Genomic DNA, 17,800 nt, shown 5'->3' on the forward strand with positions numbered 1-17,800 from the left:
TAGCTTCCTAGTTTGCTCTTTGATTTTCATTGACTATAAAATGGTTTTAATTCTTTTTTTCAAATCTGGCACCACTTCTGACTCAAACCAAGGATTTTTGGCCATCCAGATTTGATTTCGTGGTGAGGGGTGAACTAGTGGAAAATAGGTTGGCAGATAGTCTTTATAGTGTTTCACCCTCTCCGTTACCTTCCCACTGATTTTCTCCTGTAAATAGTAGGCTTGGGCATATTGCCCAATCAAGAGGGTTAACTGAATATCTGGTAATTCTTGCAAGAGCTGTGAATGCCATTTTTCTGCAAAACCAGTTCTCGGTGGCAGGTCACCTGACTTACCATGCCCTGGAAAGTAGAAATCCATAGGTAAAACAGCAAAATAACCTGAATTGTAAAAGGTATCTTCATCCACACCGAGCCAGTCGCGCAAGCGGTCACCACTTTTGTCCTTCCAGTAAAGGCCTGCTTCTTGAGTTTTAAGTCCAGGCGCTTGACCGATGATATTGATGCGAGCAGTCTTTGGCGCTGCAAAGAGAGGCTCAATGCCACGCTCTGTATAACTGGCATTCTGTGGATCTGACATAATAGCCTGCTTGATTCTTTCAATTTGAGACATCTACTTTCCCTCCAAAAAGAAGTCCAAGCATACAATCTCAGACTTCTATCGTTTTATTTGATCAATTCGTAAATAGCTTCGGCATAGATTGCTGCTGCTCGGAAAAGATCATCCAAGGCGATAAATTCGTTGGCTTGGTGCATGGTATCAATCGAGTCTGGGAACATAGCACCGTAGGCAACTCCGCGTTCGAGCAAACGACCAAAGGTTCCACCACCGATAACTTGCTCGTGACCTTTAAGACCAGTTTGTTTTTCATAAACATTCAACAAGTTTTGCACAAGTGGATCTTCCATTGGCACATAGTGAGGGGTATGACCGTGCTCAGAAAGGCTAACAGAAGCAACTGGCAAGGTTTCAAGGATTGACTTGATTTGTTCTGGACTTGTTCCTTTTGGATAGCGGATGTTAAGGGCAATGGTATTATCAGCACTTGTTTCATCAAAGCGGAAGACACCGGCATTCATAGAAAGGGCACCCATCTTTTCATCCACATGAGCAATCTTGAGATTTTCACCCTCATGGTCGTTCAAGAGAATTTTACCAGCGATGTCAAGGTAGTCTTTGGCTGGACCAGCGAAGTTAAACTGGCTAAGGAAGAGGGCTAGGTAAGTCGCACCATTGACACCTGAAGCGGGCATAGCACCATGGGCTGATTTACCAATAATCGTCACCTTGTATTGACCAGCTTCTTCTTGAATTTCTCCTCTGAGCTTGTGTTCTGCAACAAAGGCATCTAGTTTAGCTTGCAAGTTAGCCAAATCACCTGAAACGACTGCTGTTGCTGATTCAGGCACCATATTTTCACGTAAACCACCTGTGAAGCTGTGAAGACGGGCTGCACCTGTATTTTCTCCTGCAAAGTGAAGGTATTCCGTGATATTTCCTTTTTCACCATTGATGATAGGGAATTCAGCGTCTGGAGAGAAACCAAAGTCTGGCTTCGCAAGTCCTACGTGCTCGAAGTAGTAGTCCATGTCTGCCCAGCCTGATTCTTCATCAGTTCCGACAATAAAGCGAACTTTCTTAGAAGTTGGAAGACCCAATTCTTTGATGATTTTCAAACCATAGTAACAAGCTGTTGTAGGGCCCTTGTCGTCCGAAGCCCCACGCGCATAAAGGCGACCATCTTTGATAGTTGGTGTGTAAGGGTCTGTGTCCCAACCGCTACCAGCAGGAACCACATCCATATGGGCAAAGATGCCGAGAACTTCTTCTCCATCACCAAACTCGAAATGTCCTGCGTAGTTATCGACATTCTTAGTTGGGTAGCCATCGCGGTCTGCGATTTCAAGGAATTTTTCCAAGGCTTTTACTGGACCAGGCCCAAATGGATGCTCAGCATCAACCTTGCTATCATCACGTTCTGAGTTGATTTCCAAAAGGCTAAACAAGTCAGCCAAGAGGTCTTCTTTGCGTTTTTCTACTTCTGCTGTAAAATCAATTACTGTCATTTTTTTCTTCTTTCTATCTTTTCTCAATGATTTCATCTACTGGCAAGCGGTAGCTTGGTTCCAATTTTTCGTCTGTGTAACCTACTGTAATCAAGAGTTCTGGGCGGAAACGGTCTTCGATTTCTAAAACCTCATTGACTTTTGATTTGTCAAATCCAAGGATCAGATTTGATCCGATTCCCTGATCTGTAAGAGCCAGAACCAAGTTCATGGCAACCAAACCTGCATTGAGGGCTAGGTAGTCACTGACTTGTTGTTCATTGTAACGGGCAAATTCAGCTGGCAAATTTTTCATGAAGTATTGAAGTTGCTCTTCAGAAAAGTTATTAGCACCGCCAACTCGGGCAATCTTACGAGCACGTTTAGCCAGGTCTGTATCTGTAAACAAGGCAATGGTTACAGGCGCTGATGATACCTGTTCAAAGTTGGAACCGTAAGCCAATTTTGCTAGTTCGGCATTTTTCTCACGAACCACCACAAATTTCCAAGGCTGGCTGTTGTGGGCGCTTGGAGCCAAGGTTGCGATTTCGATAGCCGTACGCACATCTTTTGGATCAACTGGCTTATCAGTGAAATGCTTGGTCGCATGACGTTTTTTGTTTAATTCAAGAAATTTCATAATCGATTTCCTTTTCTAATTCTACTGCTTCCATTCTACCATAATTTGAAAGAGCTTGCAGGGATTTTTCATGATTAAGTTTTTTTATCACAACCATAAAAAATATATACTGGTTCATCAGGAAAGTTTCTGATAAACTAGCAGATAACTTTACATTTGAATGGAGATATTATGAAAAAATTTAGCCTATTATTAGCTATCCTACCATTTTTGGTTGCCTGTGGAAATCAAGCTACACCTAAAGAAACTAGTTCTCAAAAGACAATCGTCGTTGCTACAGCTGGCGACGTGCCACCATTTGACTACGAAGACAAGGGCAATTTGACAGGTTTCGATATTGAAGTTCTAAAGGCAGTAGATGAAAAACTCAGCGACTACGAGATTCAATTCCAAAGAACTGCCTGGGAAAGTATCTTCCCTGGACTTGATTCTGGTCACTATCAGGCTGCGGCAAATAACTTGAGTTACACAAAAGAGCGTGCTGAAAAATACCTCTATTCGCTTCCCATTTCAAACAACCCCCTCGTCCTTGTCAGCAACAAGAAAAATCCTTTGACTTCTCTTGACCAAATCGCTGGCAAAACAACGCAAGAAGATACCGGAACTTCAAACGCTCAATTCATCAATAACTGGAATCAAAAACACACTGATAATCCTGCTACTATCGATTTTTCTGGTGAAGATATCGGCAAACGAATCCTAGACCTTGCTAACGGTGAATTTGATTTCCTAGTTTTTGACAAAGTATCCGTTCAAAAGATTATCAAGGACCGTGGCTTAGACCTTTCTGTGGTTGACTTGCCTTCTGCCGATAGCCCCAGCAACTATATCGTTTTCTCAAGCGACCAGAAAGAGTTTAAAGAACAATTTGATAAAGTACTCAAAGAACTCTACCAAGACGGAACCCTTGAAAAACTCAGCAATACCTATCTAGGTGGTTCTTATCTCCCAGATAAATCTCAGTTACAGTAAGATATACTAAAAGCGATTGGACCAGCCAATCGTTTTTAGTTTGCATTAGTTATTTTAGGAAACTTTTACAAAAAATCAAAATAATCTTTCACATCCTCTACATACCCATGCTTTTCTATTAAGCTGGCTAAGAGTTCCAGATTGTGCCCCTGATAGTTGTCTTCTCTTCGTAGCTCTTCATACATTTCGATAAAAGGAAGCCCCTTGGACTTGGCCAGTTCTAACTCCGCTTCATAATCATAAGCGACTTTACGAAATAGGATATTTACCAATTCCCCATCTTCAACCTCTATCACGGCATACTGGGCACGGTGATTTTTTAACGCCTCCCAATTAAAATAGGGCATGCCAATCGACCCTGGATTGATGATTTGTTGCCCCTGACTGCCATAACGAAGCAACTGCTTGTGAACATGACCATAGACTGCCACGTCGGTTTCCGCATCTAGCAGTTGGTCAAATTTCTCTGTATCATTCTCAACTAGCAAGTCACCACCATAGTTCTTATTTGGCAAATTATGAGAGATAGAAAAGCGCAATCCGTCAATTTCTTTCTTTTCCAGCAAAGGCAAGCTTCGTAGCCAGACAATCGTTGCAGGATCCATTCGCTCCATCAAAAACTGGGTCATGCGCATTGACTGAATTTCTTTCGGATCTTCCAAACCATATTCGCCATCCAAGACCTCAAGGACACGATCATCCCAATTGCCTCGAACACTTGCTGTGATAGGAAGGTCCTTTAGCAGGGCGACTAAGTCATTTGCGCCTGGACCAGGAAGAAAAATATCTCCCAGAAGCCAGTATTCACTGACTCCTTGATTTTTAGCATCTGCAATCACTGCTTCTAGGGCCGTCGCATTGCCATGAATATCTGATAAAATTGCGATTTTATGGTTCATTGTGGTTTCCTTCCGTTTGATAATCTACTCTTTCTTCCGCTACTTGGGTCAACTCCACTTCTTCCTGCGGGTTCAACTTCCTCTGCACAGCCTCTGCAACGGCTCTTGGCACCCCAACTTCGACAATCTCATCCACACTGGCTTCCTTGATTTTGGTCAGAGACTTGAAATGCTTCATGAGATTTTGCTTGCGTTTAGGTCCCAGCCCTTCAATGCCATCCAATTGTGATGAAAAAGAATTTTTGGAGCGCAGTTGACGGTGGAAAGTAATGGCAAAGCGGTGGACCTCATCTTGGATGCGTTGGAGGAGGAAAAATTCTTGAGAATTGCGAGACAACTCCACCACCTCAAGCGGATCTCCAAAGAGCAATTCATGGGTTTGGTGCTTGTCATTCTTTTGCAGACCTGCAATTGGAATATCCAAGCCTAGCTCCTCTTGGATGACTTGCTTGGCGATATTGACCTGACCTTGCCCCCCATCAATCACAATCAAATCTGGCGGAGTCAAGCCGTCACGTTGAACTCGACCATAACGCCTGCGAATGACCTCTCTCATGCTGGCATAATCGTCTGGACCGACAACCGTTTTTATCTTGTACTTACGATAATCCTTCTTACTTGGTTTGCCGTTGACAAAGACCACCATGGCTGAAACAGGACTGGTTCCCATGATATTGGAGTTATCAAAGGATTCGATGCGGACTGGTGTCGGGATTTGGAGCAAGCGTCCTAGATTTTCAATAGCTCCTTGGGTCTTTTCGACTGATTTTTCTAGCAGATTGAACTTCTGCTCCAGACTAACACGGGCATTTTTTATGGCTAGATTGACCAGCTGTTTTTTCTCTCCACGCTGGGGTTTGAGAATCTTGGAATCCACTAAGGCTTTAACGGCTTCTTGGTCAATATCCTGCGGAATCAGTACCTCATTGGGAACCAGGTGAGATTTTTCTTGATAGAACTGTCCCACATAGGTCAAGAAATCCTCATCTGGATCATTGAAGTAGGGGAAGAGATTGACATCGCGCTCGATAAGCTTGCCCTGACGAACAAAGAAAACCTGAACACACATCCAGCCCTTATCCACATAGTAGCCAAAGACATCCCGATTTTGGAGATCCTTGGCCATGACCCGTTGCTTGATTCGAAGCGTTCCAATGGCCTGAATTAGGTCACGGTATTCAGCCGCACGTTCAAATTCCATAGTCTGGGCTGCCGCTGCCATCTTGCCCTTGAGGTCATCAATGATTTTGTCATCCTGCCCTTTTAGAAAATCGGAAACCTCCTGAGCCATGGACTTGAAATAAGCCTCATTTTTCTTACAGATTGTGTGGGCCATACACTGGCCGATATGGTAGTAAAAACAGACCTTAGACGGTGGATTGGTACACTTACGAAAAGGGAAAATCCGATCCAGCAGTCGCTTGATTTCATTGGCTGCCCCCACATCGGGATAGGGACCAAAGTAGAGACCTCCGTCCTTTTTGACCTGACGGGTGATAATCAAACGAGGATAGCGCTCATTGGTGATTTTTATGAAAGGGTAAGACTTATCATCCTTGAGCATGATATTGTACTTGGGCTTGTTTTCCTTGATCAGGTTGATTTCTAGGAGAAGTGCCTCAATATTAGACTCCGTAACGATAAACTCAAAATCCACAATTTCAGACACCAGAGCCTCTGTCTTGGTATCATGACTTCCACGGAAATAGGACCTCACACGGTTTCGCAGATTTTTAGCCTTTCCTACATAGATAATAGTCCCGTTTTTATCCTTGTGAATGTAGCAACCAGGACTGGTCGGCAAGAGCTCTAGTTTTGATTTAATCAAGTTATTCATAATTCCATTATAGCAAAAAAGTAGGGAAAGATAATCCCCTACTCATTGGTCTCATATAATTTTCGAAGTCTTTCAACATCCTCTTCCTGAATACCATAAAAGGAACCCGCAGGTTGCATGACAGACTTCTCATCTGTATGGTCCAAGCCAATCGCATGACCCAACTCATGTTCTGCCGTATGGACAATGCGCTCATATGAATAGCCATAGTTAGGATTGGACAGATAATAGTGATTCAACCGCACCGTTACGGATAAGAATTGCCCTGTTAAGAGATTGGTCTGACTTTCCGCCTCTCCTGCCACAGGAGTGTTTCCATCGTTCATCTCCGTAGCCGTAATATCTGCCTTGCTGGCCTCAGTCACGAGTTCAAAATTAAAAGCACCAGTTTGATTCCAATTCTGGATTGCTTCTAAATAAGCTTCTTGAAAGCGTGAATCCATCTGGGGATCCAAGTAAATACGAGCAGAAGCCTGCGGCCACCTTCCTTCAGAATGTTGATGGCTATCTGTCTGGTTCAACTTAGGCAGTTGCCCTGTTTTTTCCCATTGGTCGATACTTTGTTGACCAATCTTGACTGACCGTTCTGCTTGCTTCAGCGCACCTTGAAAATCACCGTTCAGATACCAGAGAAAACCAAAAGCAAGAGCGCATAAGAAAACAACTATCCAAACCAGGCGCCAAAACAAACGCCACACAAAAGAAAAGAAAGCCCCTATCAAACGAAAAAGCCAGCGCATATCCTTCCACCTTTCTAGCAAATAAAGACTATTTTACTAAAACAAGCTGAAAGAAAACTAAATACTGACTTTTTCATCTTAACGTCCTAATATTTTTTTGAATAACTGAATAGCATTGTATTTTAAAGGTGATGGATGGTAACGGAAAGTACCTGCTTTTCGTACAATATAGCCATTAAAATTCTGTTTAAAACGCAAAACACCATCACTACCATCAAAAATCCCTTGAATCCCTAGGAAGTTGTATTTAGGTATTCCACGTTTTATACTTTCCAGCATAATATATTTTTGAAGTAGCGCAGGGGCATAGAACTTATTAAATTCAGTGTAGGAACCACTAAAGAGGTAAGTCGTTTCCTGAGGCATATAAACAAATAAACTCCCGGCTAAAACAATATCTTCTTCTCCATATTTTTCAATCAAGTCTCGCGCTTCTGCTTTTCGAACTTCAAAAGTTTCAAATTGACTAGAATATTCTCTCAGTTGATTTTGTTTTTTCTCAGAATGAGGATTTTTACTCAAATCAAGTCGTAACTTGTCCAAGATTTCTTCTAGTTTACTTTGCTCACCTTGCAATTTGCTCATATAGTCCGAAAAATTCAAGCTTGCTATGAGAAACTCAGCTTGTTCTCCAAAAGCATCATAAAAATGCTCATAGTATTCTAAACTTTTATCACTATATTCTCTACGCTCAGAGGTTTCTTTTGTGATATTCTTAAAAATCGATAGTTCTTCACGTTTTAACTTTTTCAACCGAATGCCAAAGGTTTCAGCCTTTTTCACCAAGGGTTTACCCTTTTTACTAAAACTTTTAAGCAAATTCTTTTCAGTTAATTCAGTTAAATCTTTATAGTATAACCAATCCGGCTCTCCACCTGGATAACCTCTTGTCAATCCATCAAATTGATAACCTAAATCAGTCAAATCTTGAATGATACTTTTTTTCTCAGCATCTATCGGATTACCTTGGCTATCAAAAGTTTGATAAGTTTCATAAGGTTTTACAAGCAACTCTAATACACCATTTTGCTTGGCATATTCTTTTAACTCCGCATAAAAAACTGGAAGGGCATCTTGTTGGGTATAAATCGGCCCCGAATTGATCTCCATATGCAGACCACCCAGCATGGGTAAGCTATAAACCAGAGCTGCAACTTGAATCTCTCCTTCTTGTTTCAAAGCAAGATAAACAATTCGAGCCCCTCTTTTTTCTAACAAGTCCCCCATCTGGACCGATTGCATAAAGGAACGAGAAGAAACCTGACCAGAATAAGCCTGAAACTCTTCTTTCGTGAGTGTAATTAGTGCCATATACTTACTTTCTATGTTTTTTTCTTAATGTTTTACGGAAATCAAGAGCAAGTCTTAACAGAGGATAGAGAGGATGGGTAGGCATTGTAAATTCTCCCAAATATTCTTCAATCGTTGGATTAAATTTTTCCTTAAAATGATACAGTCCACCATTGAGAGAGTTTTCAACACCACCTAAATTTTGCCACAACATACCTCGCTCAAAGGCATAGCGAGCCGTTTCATACCAAGTTAAAATTGGTGCATTGTAACGTTTAAAATCATCATCCATTCCAGCGTATAGATTGACAGAAGTTTGTCCGAATTCTAAAGTCAGGGTAGCCGCTAAAGGAATGTTTGATTTCCCCATATTCATATATCCCTGCAAGAAATCTATTTCCTCTTCTAAACGTTCTTTTTCTTTTATATTTTCCTGAACTTTTGAAGGTTTGGTTGCATCATTATACTTTTCTGCAACTACTCTATTTTTTTCTAACTGTTCTTCTAATTCTCTCAAACGTTTAGAAACATCCAAACTCGTTAGCGTGATATAGGAATCTTCTTTGAAGTTATCCAATAATTTTTTATAGTAGGATTCGTTTCTTAAATGAATCTCTTTTCGCTTCTCAGTTTTTTTCATCAACTCCGAAAATGAATCTAATAGTTCCAGTCCACCATATTGAATCTCAAGTCCTTTGTTCCGTGCTGTTCGAATAGCCTGTTTTGTTGATTTAGAAAGTTTATCTTCTTCAAAATTTTCTTTATATATTTTCGCCTGAATACGAGGCTGAATGGTGTCATCCATTTCGGTTGTCCGCCCAGACCACTTCACTCCTAATTGCCCTAAAATCTCAACAATAGAAAGTTTTTCAGGATATTCTGTTTTATCTTGATTAACCAAATGTTGAGATAGACAAATACTTGGATCGAAAGTCACAAAAACCGCTCTCTTACTGCGAGCATAAGACTTAATGGACTGAATGACAAAACTCAAAAGTTCCGTATCCCCATAATCCAATATAGGTCCTCTTGGGATGTAAAACATTTTATAGCCTAGCGGAAGAGTTCTAATCAAAATACTAGCTGTCGCCAGTAATTTTTCTTCCCTGTAAACACCAAACTTCTCATGTTCCCAGTCAGACTTCACTTCTTCCCAAGCACTACTTTGTAATACATTGGCTAATTCATGGTCTTTGACAAACTGATCATATTCTAATGCGGGAATGCCAATTTGATAACGGTACATTTCCTACTCTCTTTCCTCCAGTATCTTATTACTATTCTACTACTTTCGTTTGAAAAGTCTAGTGAAAACATATTTTATTTTAGTCCTACTCCCCCTATGCTGAAGTTCAAACTAAGTCAATCTCTCTTCTAATTTGAAATCAATCGGTAGGGTTGCTAAAAAACGTTCCAATTGTTTTTCCCAATAATACCACTCGTGAGTTCCAGCGCTATGGCTATAGGTCACATCAAAACCTAGTTTTTTGAGATTTTTCACTGCGAGATTATTGGCTTCATACAAGAAATCCTGCTCGCCACACCAAGCCCAGAGCTTGGTCTTTTTATCCGATTTTTTAGCCAGACTTTCAAGAGAATAGGGGCTAGCTGTCCAATCTTTAATCTCCCCAAACACACCTCTCCAATAAGCCGGTGTTCCCAAATCTTGGCTTTCAGGAGAAAAATCTTGAAAGCTAAGAGCACCTGAAAAACTAGCTGCATGAGAAAAACAATTTGTAGCAAGAGCCAATTTGAAACAGCCATAGCCTCCCATAGAGAGACCAGCGATAAAGGTCTTTTCACGCTTGCTAGTCATGTTAGGGAAGAAGCGTTTTAAAACCTCTGGCAATTCCTCTGCTAGAGCTGTGTAATAGTCAAAACCATATTGGGTATCGGTGTACCAACCGTTGCTGGTATTAGGCATGACAACGATGAGATTGGTTCCTCGAAGCAAGCGTTCTACATTGGTCCGCTTGAGCCAGCTATTATGGTTGCCAGACATCCCATGCAAGAGGTACAAGACGGGAATATCTTTACAATCTGGTTCTTCCACTCGATTGGCATCGGGGTAAAGAACATTCACTCCCCACTCCATATCCAAAACTTGTGAGTAATACTCGATTTTCATTACTGCCATAATTTTTCCTCTATTTTTCTATAAGAAAAAGCCGAAACTCGACTTTCTCCCTGTTTATTTCAACGATTATTTTGCTTCCATGACTACTGGTAAAATAGCTGGACGACGTTTGGTTTGGTCAAAGAGATACTTGGTAAGATTATCACGAACCTTCCCTTTAAGGTCTGCCCAGTCAAAGTCATCTCCTTGAAGATAGTCTTCTACCGTTTGATTAATCAATTCTGAACTTTCACGGAGAATATCGCGACTCTTCTTGAGATAAACAAATCCACGCGTGTGAACACGAGCCTTGGCCACAATTTTCTTCTCACGACGGTTAACGGTGATTGCGACGATGAAAATTCCATCTTCTGACAAGACCTTACGATCACGAAGAACCACATTTCCAACATCACCGATAGCATTCCCGTCAATCAAGACATCCCCTGCTGAAACTGCGCCAGCCGGGACAAAGTCCCCATTCTCATAAGCCATGCTGGTTCCCTTTTTAGGGATGAAAATGCGTTCTGGCAACATACCTACTGCCATAGCAGCCTTAGCATGGGCATCCAACTCGCGGTATTCCCCTTGAATTGGGAAGAGATACTTAGGTTGCAAGAGATTGATCATCAACTGCAAATCACGCGCATTTCCGTGCCCTGATACATGTAAACTTTGGGTAATCAATTTGACAACCCCTCCTGCCTGATAAATCATATTTTCCACACGCGCAACGAAGGCTTCTTTAGCAATAGACGGAGCCGTAGCAATATAGACCAGGTCCCCATCCTTGATTTCTACATAACGATGGCGACCAATCGACATCTTACGAAGTCCATTGATAGGTTCACCCATACGACCTGTCTCAAGAATAATCAACTCATGGTCTTCAAAGCGAGACATATCTTTCGGCTTAATCAAGAGAATTTCGTTGGCTAAAGACAACTTCTTGAGACGAATCGCTGTGCGGACGATATTTTCAATATCAAATCCTGTCAAGACGATACGTCGACCTGTTTTATCCGCAGCGTCAAAAATCTGCTGGATACGAGAAAGGTTACTGGAAACAGCTGCAACGATGATACGACCTTCCCAGTCAGCAATGGTTTGGGTAATTTCATCTCTAACTTCACTTTCACTAGCCACCTGAATATTGCTGTCCGCATTGGCCGAATCACTGAGGAGAGCCAGGACGCCGTCACGACCGATTTCTGCCAAACGAGCGAAGTCTGTCGCATAGGATTCACTAGCTGTCTGGTCAAATTTGAAGTCACCTGTATAAACGATGCTCCCTTCAGCTGTCTTCAAGACAATTCCCAGGCTCTCTGGAACGGAGTAAGTCGTAGGGAAGAAGGAAACCACTGTCCCACCAAAATCAATCTCCGTATCTTCATCAATAACATGAAAATCATTAAATTTCTTGACTGCGTCATTTCCTTTGACAAAGAGTTTTGCCAACTCAATGGTCAACTCAGAGCCAAATACAGGTACCTTGGCTTCAGCCAAGAGATAAGGCAGAGCACCAATAGCATCTGCATGTCCGTGAGTTAAAAATACCCCAGCAATTCGATCTTTATTTTCAAAAAGGTAGTCCATCTTTGGAATCACCACATCGACCCCTAATTGTTCATTTTCGGGATATTTTAACCCTGCATTCAAAACAAAAATGGACTCTCCAATTTCAGCAATGTACATATTTTTCCCATTTTCACGTACACCACCAAGTGTTGTTAAACTAATATTACTCATTTTTCCTCCAAAATCTTAGTTTATCTTGATTATAGGGTTGCTTACCCTCTTATTCTAAAAGCACTATTACTGTTAGCCGAATCTTTTCCTACCATTATACCATTTTTTTGATGATTTTCAAAATGAAGATTTGTTTTCAAAAAAGAGCTGGTTTCCCAACTCTTTCCTATGATCTACTCTTTTTCCATTAAAAAGTCATAAATTTCTTGCACGGTACCCAGCGCCATCATTTCTTGGTCTTTGACGGTTTGTTTGAGATTTTGGTAAATCTGACTTTCTCCGATTTCTCTCTTTGGCGCTTCTTTATTGACTGTCATAACCCCATCTTTGATCGTCACAAAGTCTAGCTCTTCAAATACTTGAATCATCTTGACCAGCAAGATTTGTTGAATATTAAGATAAGCTGCCAAATCCTTCAGTTTATAGCGAATATCAAACTCAGGAAACTGGTAGATAGTCTTGTACAATTTTGCAAACTGTTCTCTGGTCCCATAGCCTGTTAGATAGTAGGCCTTGTCAATATCATTTTTGAAATAGACAGCAGAGAAATTCTGTTCCTGAAAAATGGTCTTCAGCAGGGTAATATCCTCAGGAATGGTTTTTACGACAACAGCTTCACTAGTCGCTATATCTGGCAATTCTCCAGCAAAATCCAAGACTGGAACTCCCTCTGGCAAGACTGCATTCTTCCCACGGATATTAAAAAGTTGAACACCCTCCACACGCGCATCCACCATCATCAACTGGAGGGCAGTTTGACCATTCCATTGGTTGACAGACAATTTGACTGCCAGCTCTAGATTCTTGGTTTGAGCAAATTCTGTTGCCCATCTACCTTGGCCAAAGGCCACCACTTCAAAACTAGCCTCACCCTTAGAAATTTTCAGTTTGAGATGGGCATTGCCTGCCCCCATGGTACGGGCACTTTCGACCTGAAAATCCTTGATATAAAAGACAGGTTTCTGATTATCCATGCCAAAAGGAGCTAAACGTTCAAAGTTCTTGACTGTTTCAAGACTCAAAGCCTCCAAATCCAACTCTTCATCTAGGTTTAACTTGTTCTTGCCAGTAGCATCTGCACCTTTTTCACGGACATAATCTTCCAAAACCTGAGATAAATCTGAGAGTTTCTCCACTTCCAGCGTCATCCCTGCTGCACCAGCATGGCCACCAAAGGCGATGAAGAGGTCTCGATGAGGATCCAGAGCCTCAAAAATATCGACCGCTTCCACACTACGAGCACTGCCCTTGGCACGACCGTCTTCTATATTGAGAACGATAACTGTCTGCCCTAGTTCTTCCAACAAACGACCAGCCACGATTCCTAGAACCCCAGGATTCCAACCTTCCTTAGCCAAGACTTGGACCTTCTTCTCAGGGTCCACCATGGTCTTAGCTTCTTCATAGATAGACTGAACGATTTCCTTGCGCTCTTCATTTTTCTGGTGAATCATAAGGGCAATCTCGTGCGCTTCCTCATCATCAAACCCAGTCAGCAAATCAATGGCAGGATTGGGATCGTCCAAGCGACCCAAGGCATTCAAACGAGGAGCAATCTGGAAACCAACCGTTTCTTCTGTTACTTCGTTGGCAGCAATCCCAGCCATGTCTAGCATTTCTTGTAGACCAATACGCTGAGTGTGTCCCAACATTTCCAGACCATACTGAACCAAGATACGGTTCTCATCTGTCAAACTAACCATATCAGCAATGGTACCAATAGCGACCAAATCAAGCAATTCCACTTGTACTTCTTCTAAAAGGGCACAAGCCAGCTTGAAAGCAACTCCACAACCAGCCAAATATTTGAAAGGATAGTTCGCATCCGGATGTTCAGGATGGACAATAGCATAGGCATCTGGTAAGGTTTCAGGCATGGAATGGTGATCTGTGACAATGACATCCACTCCCATAGACTGGGCCAATTCAATAGCCTCATGACCAGCAACCCCATTATCCACCGTCACAATCAAGGAAATCCCTTCTTGCTCGATAAAGTATTTATAGACACTTGCATTAGGTCCATAGCCATCGGTAAAACGATTAGGCAAGTAAACACGGCATTCGGCGCCAAGCTGTTCCAAACTTTCCTTCACAATCGAAGCCGAAGTCATACCATCCGCATCATAGTCTCCATAGATGAGAATATTTTCCCCTTCTTCAATGGCCTGACGAATACGAGCCACTGCCTTGTCCATATCATGGAGCAGATAAGGGTCATGCAAATTCTCCAAGGAAGGTTCTAAAAACTTCTTCAGACTTTCTTCATCCTGAATCCCTCTCTCAAATAATAACCGAGCCACCTCAGGACCCAGTCCAGCCTTCTTGGCTATTTTTGTAAAATCCGCATCTTCTACCTGCGGGGCAAACTGCCATTCATAAGTAGGTGTTATCAAAAAGACATCCACTCTTTCTAAGAATTCTATTGCTTCATTATAACATGATTTAGACGTTTTCTCTATCCAGATTGCTTTTTTATAAAATTTTAGTGAATTTTTTCAGATATGATTTGACAAGACAAATTTTTTGGTGTAGAATCATGTTATAAAATCTAACACAAAGGAGATTCCTTATGGCTTTAGTAGAATTTGAACACGTCGAAAAATATTACGGAGACTACCACGCACTCCGCGACATCAATCTCCGTTTTGAAAAAGGGCAAGTTGTTGTCCTCCTAGGCCCTTCTGGTTCTGGGAAATCCACTCTTATCCGCACCATCAATGGTTTGGAGGCTGTTGACAAAGGAAGTCTTCTAGTAAATGGTCACCAAGTTGCTGGTGCCAGCCAGAAAGATTTGGTACCTCTTCGCAAGGAAGTCGGCATGGTTTTCCAGCATTTTAACCTCTACCCTCACAAAACAGTGTTAGAAAACGTAACACTCGCACCCATAAAAGTTCTAGGAATTGATAAAAAAGAAGCTGAAAAAACAGCCCAAAAATATCTGGAATTTGTAAATATGTGGGACAAGAAAGATTCATATCCAGCCATGCTGTCTGGTGGACAAAAGCAACGGATTGCCATTGCACGTGGACTCGCTATGCATCCGGAACTCCTCCTCTTCGATGAACCAACATCCGCCCTTGACCCTGAAACTATCGGAGACGTTCTGGCAGTTATGCAAAAATTGGCCCACGATGGTATGAATATGATTGTCGTCACCCATGAAATGGGCTTTGCCCGTGAAGTTGCGGACCGCATCATCTTTATGGCTGATGGAGAAGTGTTGGTGGATACGACAGATGTTGATGACTTTTTCGACAATCCAAGCGAACCTCGTGCCCAACAATTCCTCAGCAAAATCATCAACCACGAAAGTGACAAAGTCAAATAAGGAGGCGCCTATGAAAAAGAAATTCTTTTTATCAGCATTATTGATTAGCCTTTTGGGCCTTGCTGCTACAAAACCAGTTCAGGCTGATACCAGTGTCGCAGATATTCAAAAAAGAGGCGAGCTGGTTGTTGGTGTCAAACAAGACGTTCCCAATTTCGGTTACAAGGATCCCAAGACAGGGACCTATTCTGGTATCGAAACGGACTTAGCCAAGATGGTCGCTGATGAGCTCAAGGTCAAGGTTCGCTATGTGCCTGTTACCGCTCAGACACGTGGCCCCCTTCTAGACAATGAACAGGTTGACATGGACATTGCAACCTTCACCATCACAGACGAACGCAAAAAACTCTACAACTTTACCAGTCCCTACTACACAGACGCATCTGGATTTTTGGTCAATAAGTCTGCCAAAATCAAAAAGATTGAGGACCTAAACGGCAAAACCATCGGAGTTGCCCAAGGTTCCATCACCCAACGCCTGATTACTGAACTGGGTAAAAAGAAAGGTCTGAAGTTTAAATTCGTCGAACTTGGTTCCTACCCAGAATTGATTACTTCCCTGCACGCTCATCGTATCGATGCCTTTTCCGTTGACCGCTCGATTCTGTCTGGCTACATCAGCAAGCGCACAGTACTACTAGATGATAGTTTCAAGCCATCTGACTACGGTATCGTTACCAAGAAATCAAATACCGAGCTAACCAAGTATCTTGATAACTTGGTTACTAAATGGAGCAAGGATGGTAGTTTGCAGAAACTTTATGACCGTTACAAACTCAAACCATCTAGCCATACCGCAGATTAAGGAGGACACCCTATGACAGATTTATCATCTTGGACAGCCTATTTTCAGGATTTTGGACAATTTTTCAATGGTTTCCTCTTCACCCTTGCCCTAGCAATTGGATCCTTTATCCTAGCCATGGTCTTGGGCATCTTCTTTGGAGTCCTATCAACCAGCAAACCTCCTATTTTGCGTATTTTAGCTCGCATCTTCGTGGAATTTTACCAAAACACTCCCCTCTTGGTACAGTTTGTTATCGTTTTTTATGGCCTACCTCTTATCAGTGACCATATCATCATGATTCCGATTTATTGGACAGCTGTTCTCTGCGTGGGACTCTATCACGGTGCCTATATCGCTGAGGTTATTCGCTCAGGGATTCAGTCTATTCCTAGCGGTCAGATGGAGGCAGCCTTGTCACAAGGTTTTACCTATATCAGTGCCATGCGCTTGATTATCTTGCCTCAGGCCTTCCGTATCATTCTCCCTCCTTTGACCAACCAAATCGTCAACCTCATCAAGAACACCTCGACAGTTGCTATCATCTCTGGAGTGGACTTGATGTTTGTAACCAAGTCTTGGTCAGCCCTCAACGGAAATTACATCCCAGCATTTTTAGGCGCTGCCCTTCTCTACTTTTCTCTTTGCTTCCCTGTTGCCCAGTTTGGTCGCAAGATGGAGCAAGCCAACAAAAAAGCCTATTCACTTTAGGAGGTTACTATGGAATCCATTTTAGAAGTTTTGACCCCAGATAACCTAGTCTTTATCTTTAAAGGATTTGGCTTGACCCTCTATATTTCTCTGATTGCCATCGTCCTCTCTACCCTTATCGGTACGGTGCTAGCTGTCATGAGAAATGGCAAAAATCCTATCTTGCGCATCATCTCCAGCATTTACATCGAGTTTGTGCGTAACGTTCCCAACCTTCTCTGGATTTTCACTATCTTTTTGGTTTTCAAGATGAAATCCACACCAGCAGGAATCACTGCCTTTACCCTCTTTACCTCAGCAGCCTTGGCTGAGATTATCCGAGGTGGTCTCAATGCCGTGGACAAGGGCCAGTACGAAGCAGGAATGTCACAAGGATTTACATCAGCCCAAATCCTCTACCACATCATTCTCCCACAAGCAATCCGTAAAATGTTGCCAGCCATCATTTCCCAGTTTGTAACCGTGATCAAGGATACCAGTCTTCTCTACTCTGTTATCGCCCTACAAGAACTCTTTGGAGCCAGCCAAATTCTCATGGGCCGTTATTTCGAACCAGAGCAGGTCTTCAGTCTTTATATCCTGATTGCCCTCATCTACTTCAGCTTTAACCTAGCCATTTCTAGCCTATCTCATATGCTAGCAAAACGTTGGCAACAAGCTGCAGAATAATACTCTTCGAAAATCTC

General features: G+C 42.2%; 16 protein-coding genes. 5 read left to right on the plus strand and 11 right to left on the minus strand.

The genetic code is table 11. The features are described from left to right. Positions 1-33: 33 nt before the first annotated feature. The 3 genes from HT720_RS08770 to HT720_RS08780 are packed head-to-tail and all read right to left on the minus strand — an operon-like array spanning position 34 to position 2,685. Positions 34-612 carry a uracil-DNA glycosylase family protein gene (locus tag HT720_RS08770; RefSeq protein ID WP_173275752.1) on the minus strand — a complete coding sequence of 193 codons (579 nt, stop codon included), beginning with the start codon at positions 610-612 and terminating at the stop codon, positions 34-36. Between the two features lie 53 nt (positions 613-665). Beyond that, complete coding sequence (pepV, locus tag HT720_RS08775; protein ID WP_173275754.1) at positions 666-2,066, minus strand: dipeptidase PepV; 1,401 nt, start codon at positions 2,064-2,066, stop codon at positions 666-668. 13 nt (positions 2,067-2,079) lie between these two features. Then, positions 2,080-2,685, minus strand: coding sequence for a nitroreductase family protein (locus HT720_RS08780; RefSeq protein WP_000670166.1), 606 nt, complete (start codon positions 2,683-2,685; stop codon positions 2,080-2,082). A gap of 171 nt (positions 2,686-2,856) precedes the next feature. On the opposite strand from HT720_RS08780, the gene HT720_RS08785 reads away from it, so the two are divergent. Continuing rightward, entirely contained in the window at positions 2,857-3,657 is an 801-nt protein-coding gene (locus tag HT720_RS08785) for an amino acid ABC transporter substrate-binding protein (protein ID WP_164226838.1), read from the plus strand. A gap of 65 nt (positions 3,658-3,722) precedes the next feature. Here HT720_RS08785 and HT720_RS08790 read toward each other — a convergent pair whose 3' ends face one another. The 8 genes from HT720_RS08790 to recJ form a co-directional block, all read right to left on the minus strand. Then, a complete protein-coding gene (locus HT720_RS08790) occupies positions 3,723-4,556 on the minus strand; it encodes a metallophosphoesterase family protein (protein ID WP_164226839.1) in 834 nt (277 codons plus the stop codon). After that, complete coding sequence (uvrC, locus tag HT720_RS08795; RefSeq protein WP_173275756.1) at positions 4,546-6,393, minus strand: excinuclease ABC subunit UvrC; 1,848 nt, start codon at positions 6,391-6,393, stop codon at positions 4,546-4,548. Before uvrC ends, HT720_RS08790 begins: the two co-directional genes overlap by 11 nt. 38 nt (positions 6,394-6,431) lie before the next feature. After that, positions 6,432-7,133 carry a M57 family metalloprotease gene (locus tag HT720_RS08800; protein ID WP_049513189.1) on the minus strand — a complete coding sequence of 234 codons (702 nt, stop codon included), beginning with the start codon at positions 7,131-7,133 and terminating at the stop codon, positions 6,432-6,434. Positions 7,134-7,211: 78 nt separating this feature from the next. Then, positions 7,212-8,444 (minus strand): peptidoglycan bridge formation alanyltransferase MurN, encoded by a 1,233-nt coding sequence (murN, locus tag HT720_RS08805; RefSeq protein WP_173275758.1) that lies wholly within the window; start codon positions 8,442-8,444, stop codon positions 7,212-7,214. Positions 8,445-8,448: 4 nt separating this feature from the next. Continuing rightward, entirely contained in the window at positions 8,449-9,669 is a 1,221-nt protein-coding gene (locus HT720_RS08810) for an aminoacyltransferase (protein WP_173275760.1), read from the minus strand. A gap of 111 nt (positions 9,670-9,780) precedes the next feature. Further along, complete coding sequence (locus HT720_RS08815; protein ID WP_050083937.1) at positions 9,781-10,560, minus strand: alpha/beta hydrolase family protein; 780 nt, start codon at positions 10,558-10,560, stop codon at positions 9,781-9,783. A 66-nt stretch (positions 10,561-10,626) separates the two neighbouring features. Then, on the minus strand, positions 10,627-12,288 hold the full coding sequence (locus HT720_RS08820) for a ribonuclease J (protein WP_000065626.1): 1,662 nt from the start codon (positions 12,286-12,288) through the stop codon (positions 10,627-10,629). Positions 12,289-12,461: 173 nt separating this feature from the next. Then, positions 12,462-14,684, minus strand: coding sequence for a single-stranded-DNA-specific exonuclease RecJ (recJ, locus tag HT720_RS08825; protein ID WP_173275762.1), 2,223 nt, complete (start codon positions 14,682-14,684; stop codon positions 12,462-12,464). 176 nt (positions 14,685-14,860) lie between these two features. On the opposite strand from recJ, the gene HT720_RS08830 reads away from it, so the two are divergent. Genes HT720_RS08830 through HT720_RS08845 form a run of 4 tightly spaced genes read left to right on the plus strand, consistent with a single transcriptional unit; the run spans position 14,861 to position 17,783 of the window. Beyond that, complete coding sequence (locus tag HT720_RS08830; RefSeq protein WP_001229569.1) at positions 14,861-15,619, plus strand: amino acid ABC transporter ATP-binding protein; 759 nt, start codon at positions 14,861-14,863, stop codon at positions 15,617-15,619. A gap of 10 nt (positions 15,620-15,629) precedes the next feature. Beyond that, positions 15,630-16,424 carry a transporter substrate-binding domain-containing protein gene (locus HT720_RS08835; protein ID WP_138701764.1) on the plus strand — a complete coding sequence of 265 codons (795 nt, stop codon included), beginning with the start codon at positions 15,630-15,632 and terminating at the stop codon, positions 16,422-16,424. A 12-nt stretch (positions 16,425-16,436) separates the two neighbouring features. After that, positions 16,437-17,114, plus strand: coding sequence for an amino acid ABC transporter permease (locus tag HT720_RS08840; protein WP_138701763.1), 678 nt, complete (start codon positions 16,437-16,439; stop codon positions 17,112-17,114). 9 nt (positions 17,115-17,123) lie between these two features. Continuing rightward, the gene (locus HT720_RS08845; RefSeq protein WP_000443883.1) at positions 17,124-17,783 is read left to right on the plus strand and encodes an amino acid ABC transporter permease; all 660 of its coding nucleotides are present in this window, start codon (positions 17,124-17,126) and stop codon (positions 17,781-17,783) included. The last annotated feature ends 17 nt before the right edge of the window (positions 17,784-17,800 follow it).

The organism is Streptococcus sp. 68, from assembly GCF_013277415.1.
Taxonomy (GTDB): Bacteria; Bacillota; Bacilli; order Lactobacillales; family Streptococcaceae; genus Streptococcus.

What these genes read in the sequence shown, in the direction of transcription:
- HT720_RS08780 (WP_000670166.1), bottom strand. Translation starts at nt 2,685, where the DNA reads ATGAAATTTCTTGAATTAAACAAAAAACGTCATGCGACCAAGCATTTC.
- HT720_RS08840 (WP_138701763.1), top strand. Translation starts at nt 16,437, where the DNA reads ATGACAGATTTATCATCTTGGACAGCCTATTTTCAGGATTTTGGACAA.
- HT720_RS08810 (WP_173275760.1), bottom strand. Translation starts at nt 9,669, where the DNA reads ATGTACCGTTATCAAATTGGCATTCCCGCATTAGAATATGATCAGTTT.
- HT720_RS08835 (WP_138701764.1), top strand. Translation starts at nt 15,630, where the DNA reads ATGAAAAAGAAATTCTTTTTATCAGCATTATTGATTAGCCTTTTGGGC.
- HT720_RS08800 (WP_049513189.1), bottom strand. Translation starts at nt 7,133, where the DNA reads ATGCGCTGGCTTTTTCGTTTGATAGGGGCTTTCTTTTCTTTTGTGTGG.
- HT720_RS08815 (WP_050083937.1), bottom strand. Translation starts at nt 10,560, where the DNA reads ATGGCAGTAATGAAAATCGAGTATTACTCACAAGTTTTGGATATGGAG.
- pepV (WP_173275754.1), bottom strand. Translation starts at nt 2,066, where the DNA reads ATGACAGTAATTGATTTTACAGCAGAAGTAGAAAAACGCAAAGAAGAC.
- HT720_RS08845 (WP_000443883.1), top strand. Translation starts at nt 17,124, where the DNA reads ATGGAATCCATTTTAGAAGTTTTGACCCCAGATAACCTAGTCTTTATC.
- HT720_RS08820 (WP_000065626.1), bottom strand. Translation starts at nt 12,288, where the DNA reads ATGAGTAATATTAGTTTAACAACACTTGGTGGTGTACGTGAAAATGGG.
- HT720_RS08830 (WP_001229569.1), top strand. Translation starts at nt 14,861, where the DNA reads ATGGCTTTAGTAGAATTTGAACACGTCGAAAAATATTACGGAGACTAC.
- uvrC (WP_173275756.1), bottom strand. Translation starts at nt 6,393, where the DNA reads ATGAATAACTTGATTAAATCAAAACTAGAGCTCTTGCCGACCAGTCCT.
- HT720_RS08785 (WP_164226838.1), top strand. Translation starts at nt 2,857, where the DNA reads ATGAAAAAATTTAGCCTATTATTAGCTATCCTACCATTTTTGGTTGCC.
- HT720_RS08770 (WP_173275752.1), bottom strand. Translation starts at nt 612, where the DNA reads ATGTCTCAAATTGAAAGAATCAAGCAGGCTATTATGTCAGATCCACAG.
- murN (WP_173275758.1), bottom strand. Translation starts at nt 8,444, where the DNA reads ATGGCACTAATTACACTCACGAAAGAAGAGTTTCAGGCTTATTCTGGT.
- HT720_RS08790 (WP_164226839.1), bottom strand. Translation starts at nt 4,556, where the DNA reads ATGAACCATAAAATCGCAATTTTATCAGATATTCATGGCAATGCGACG.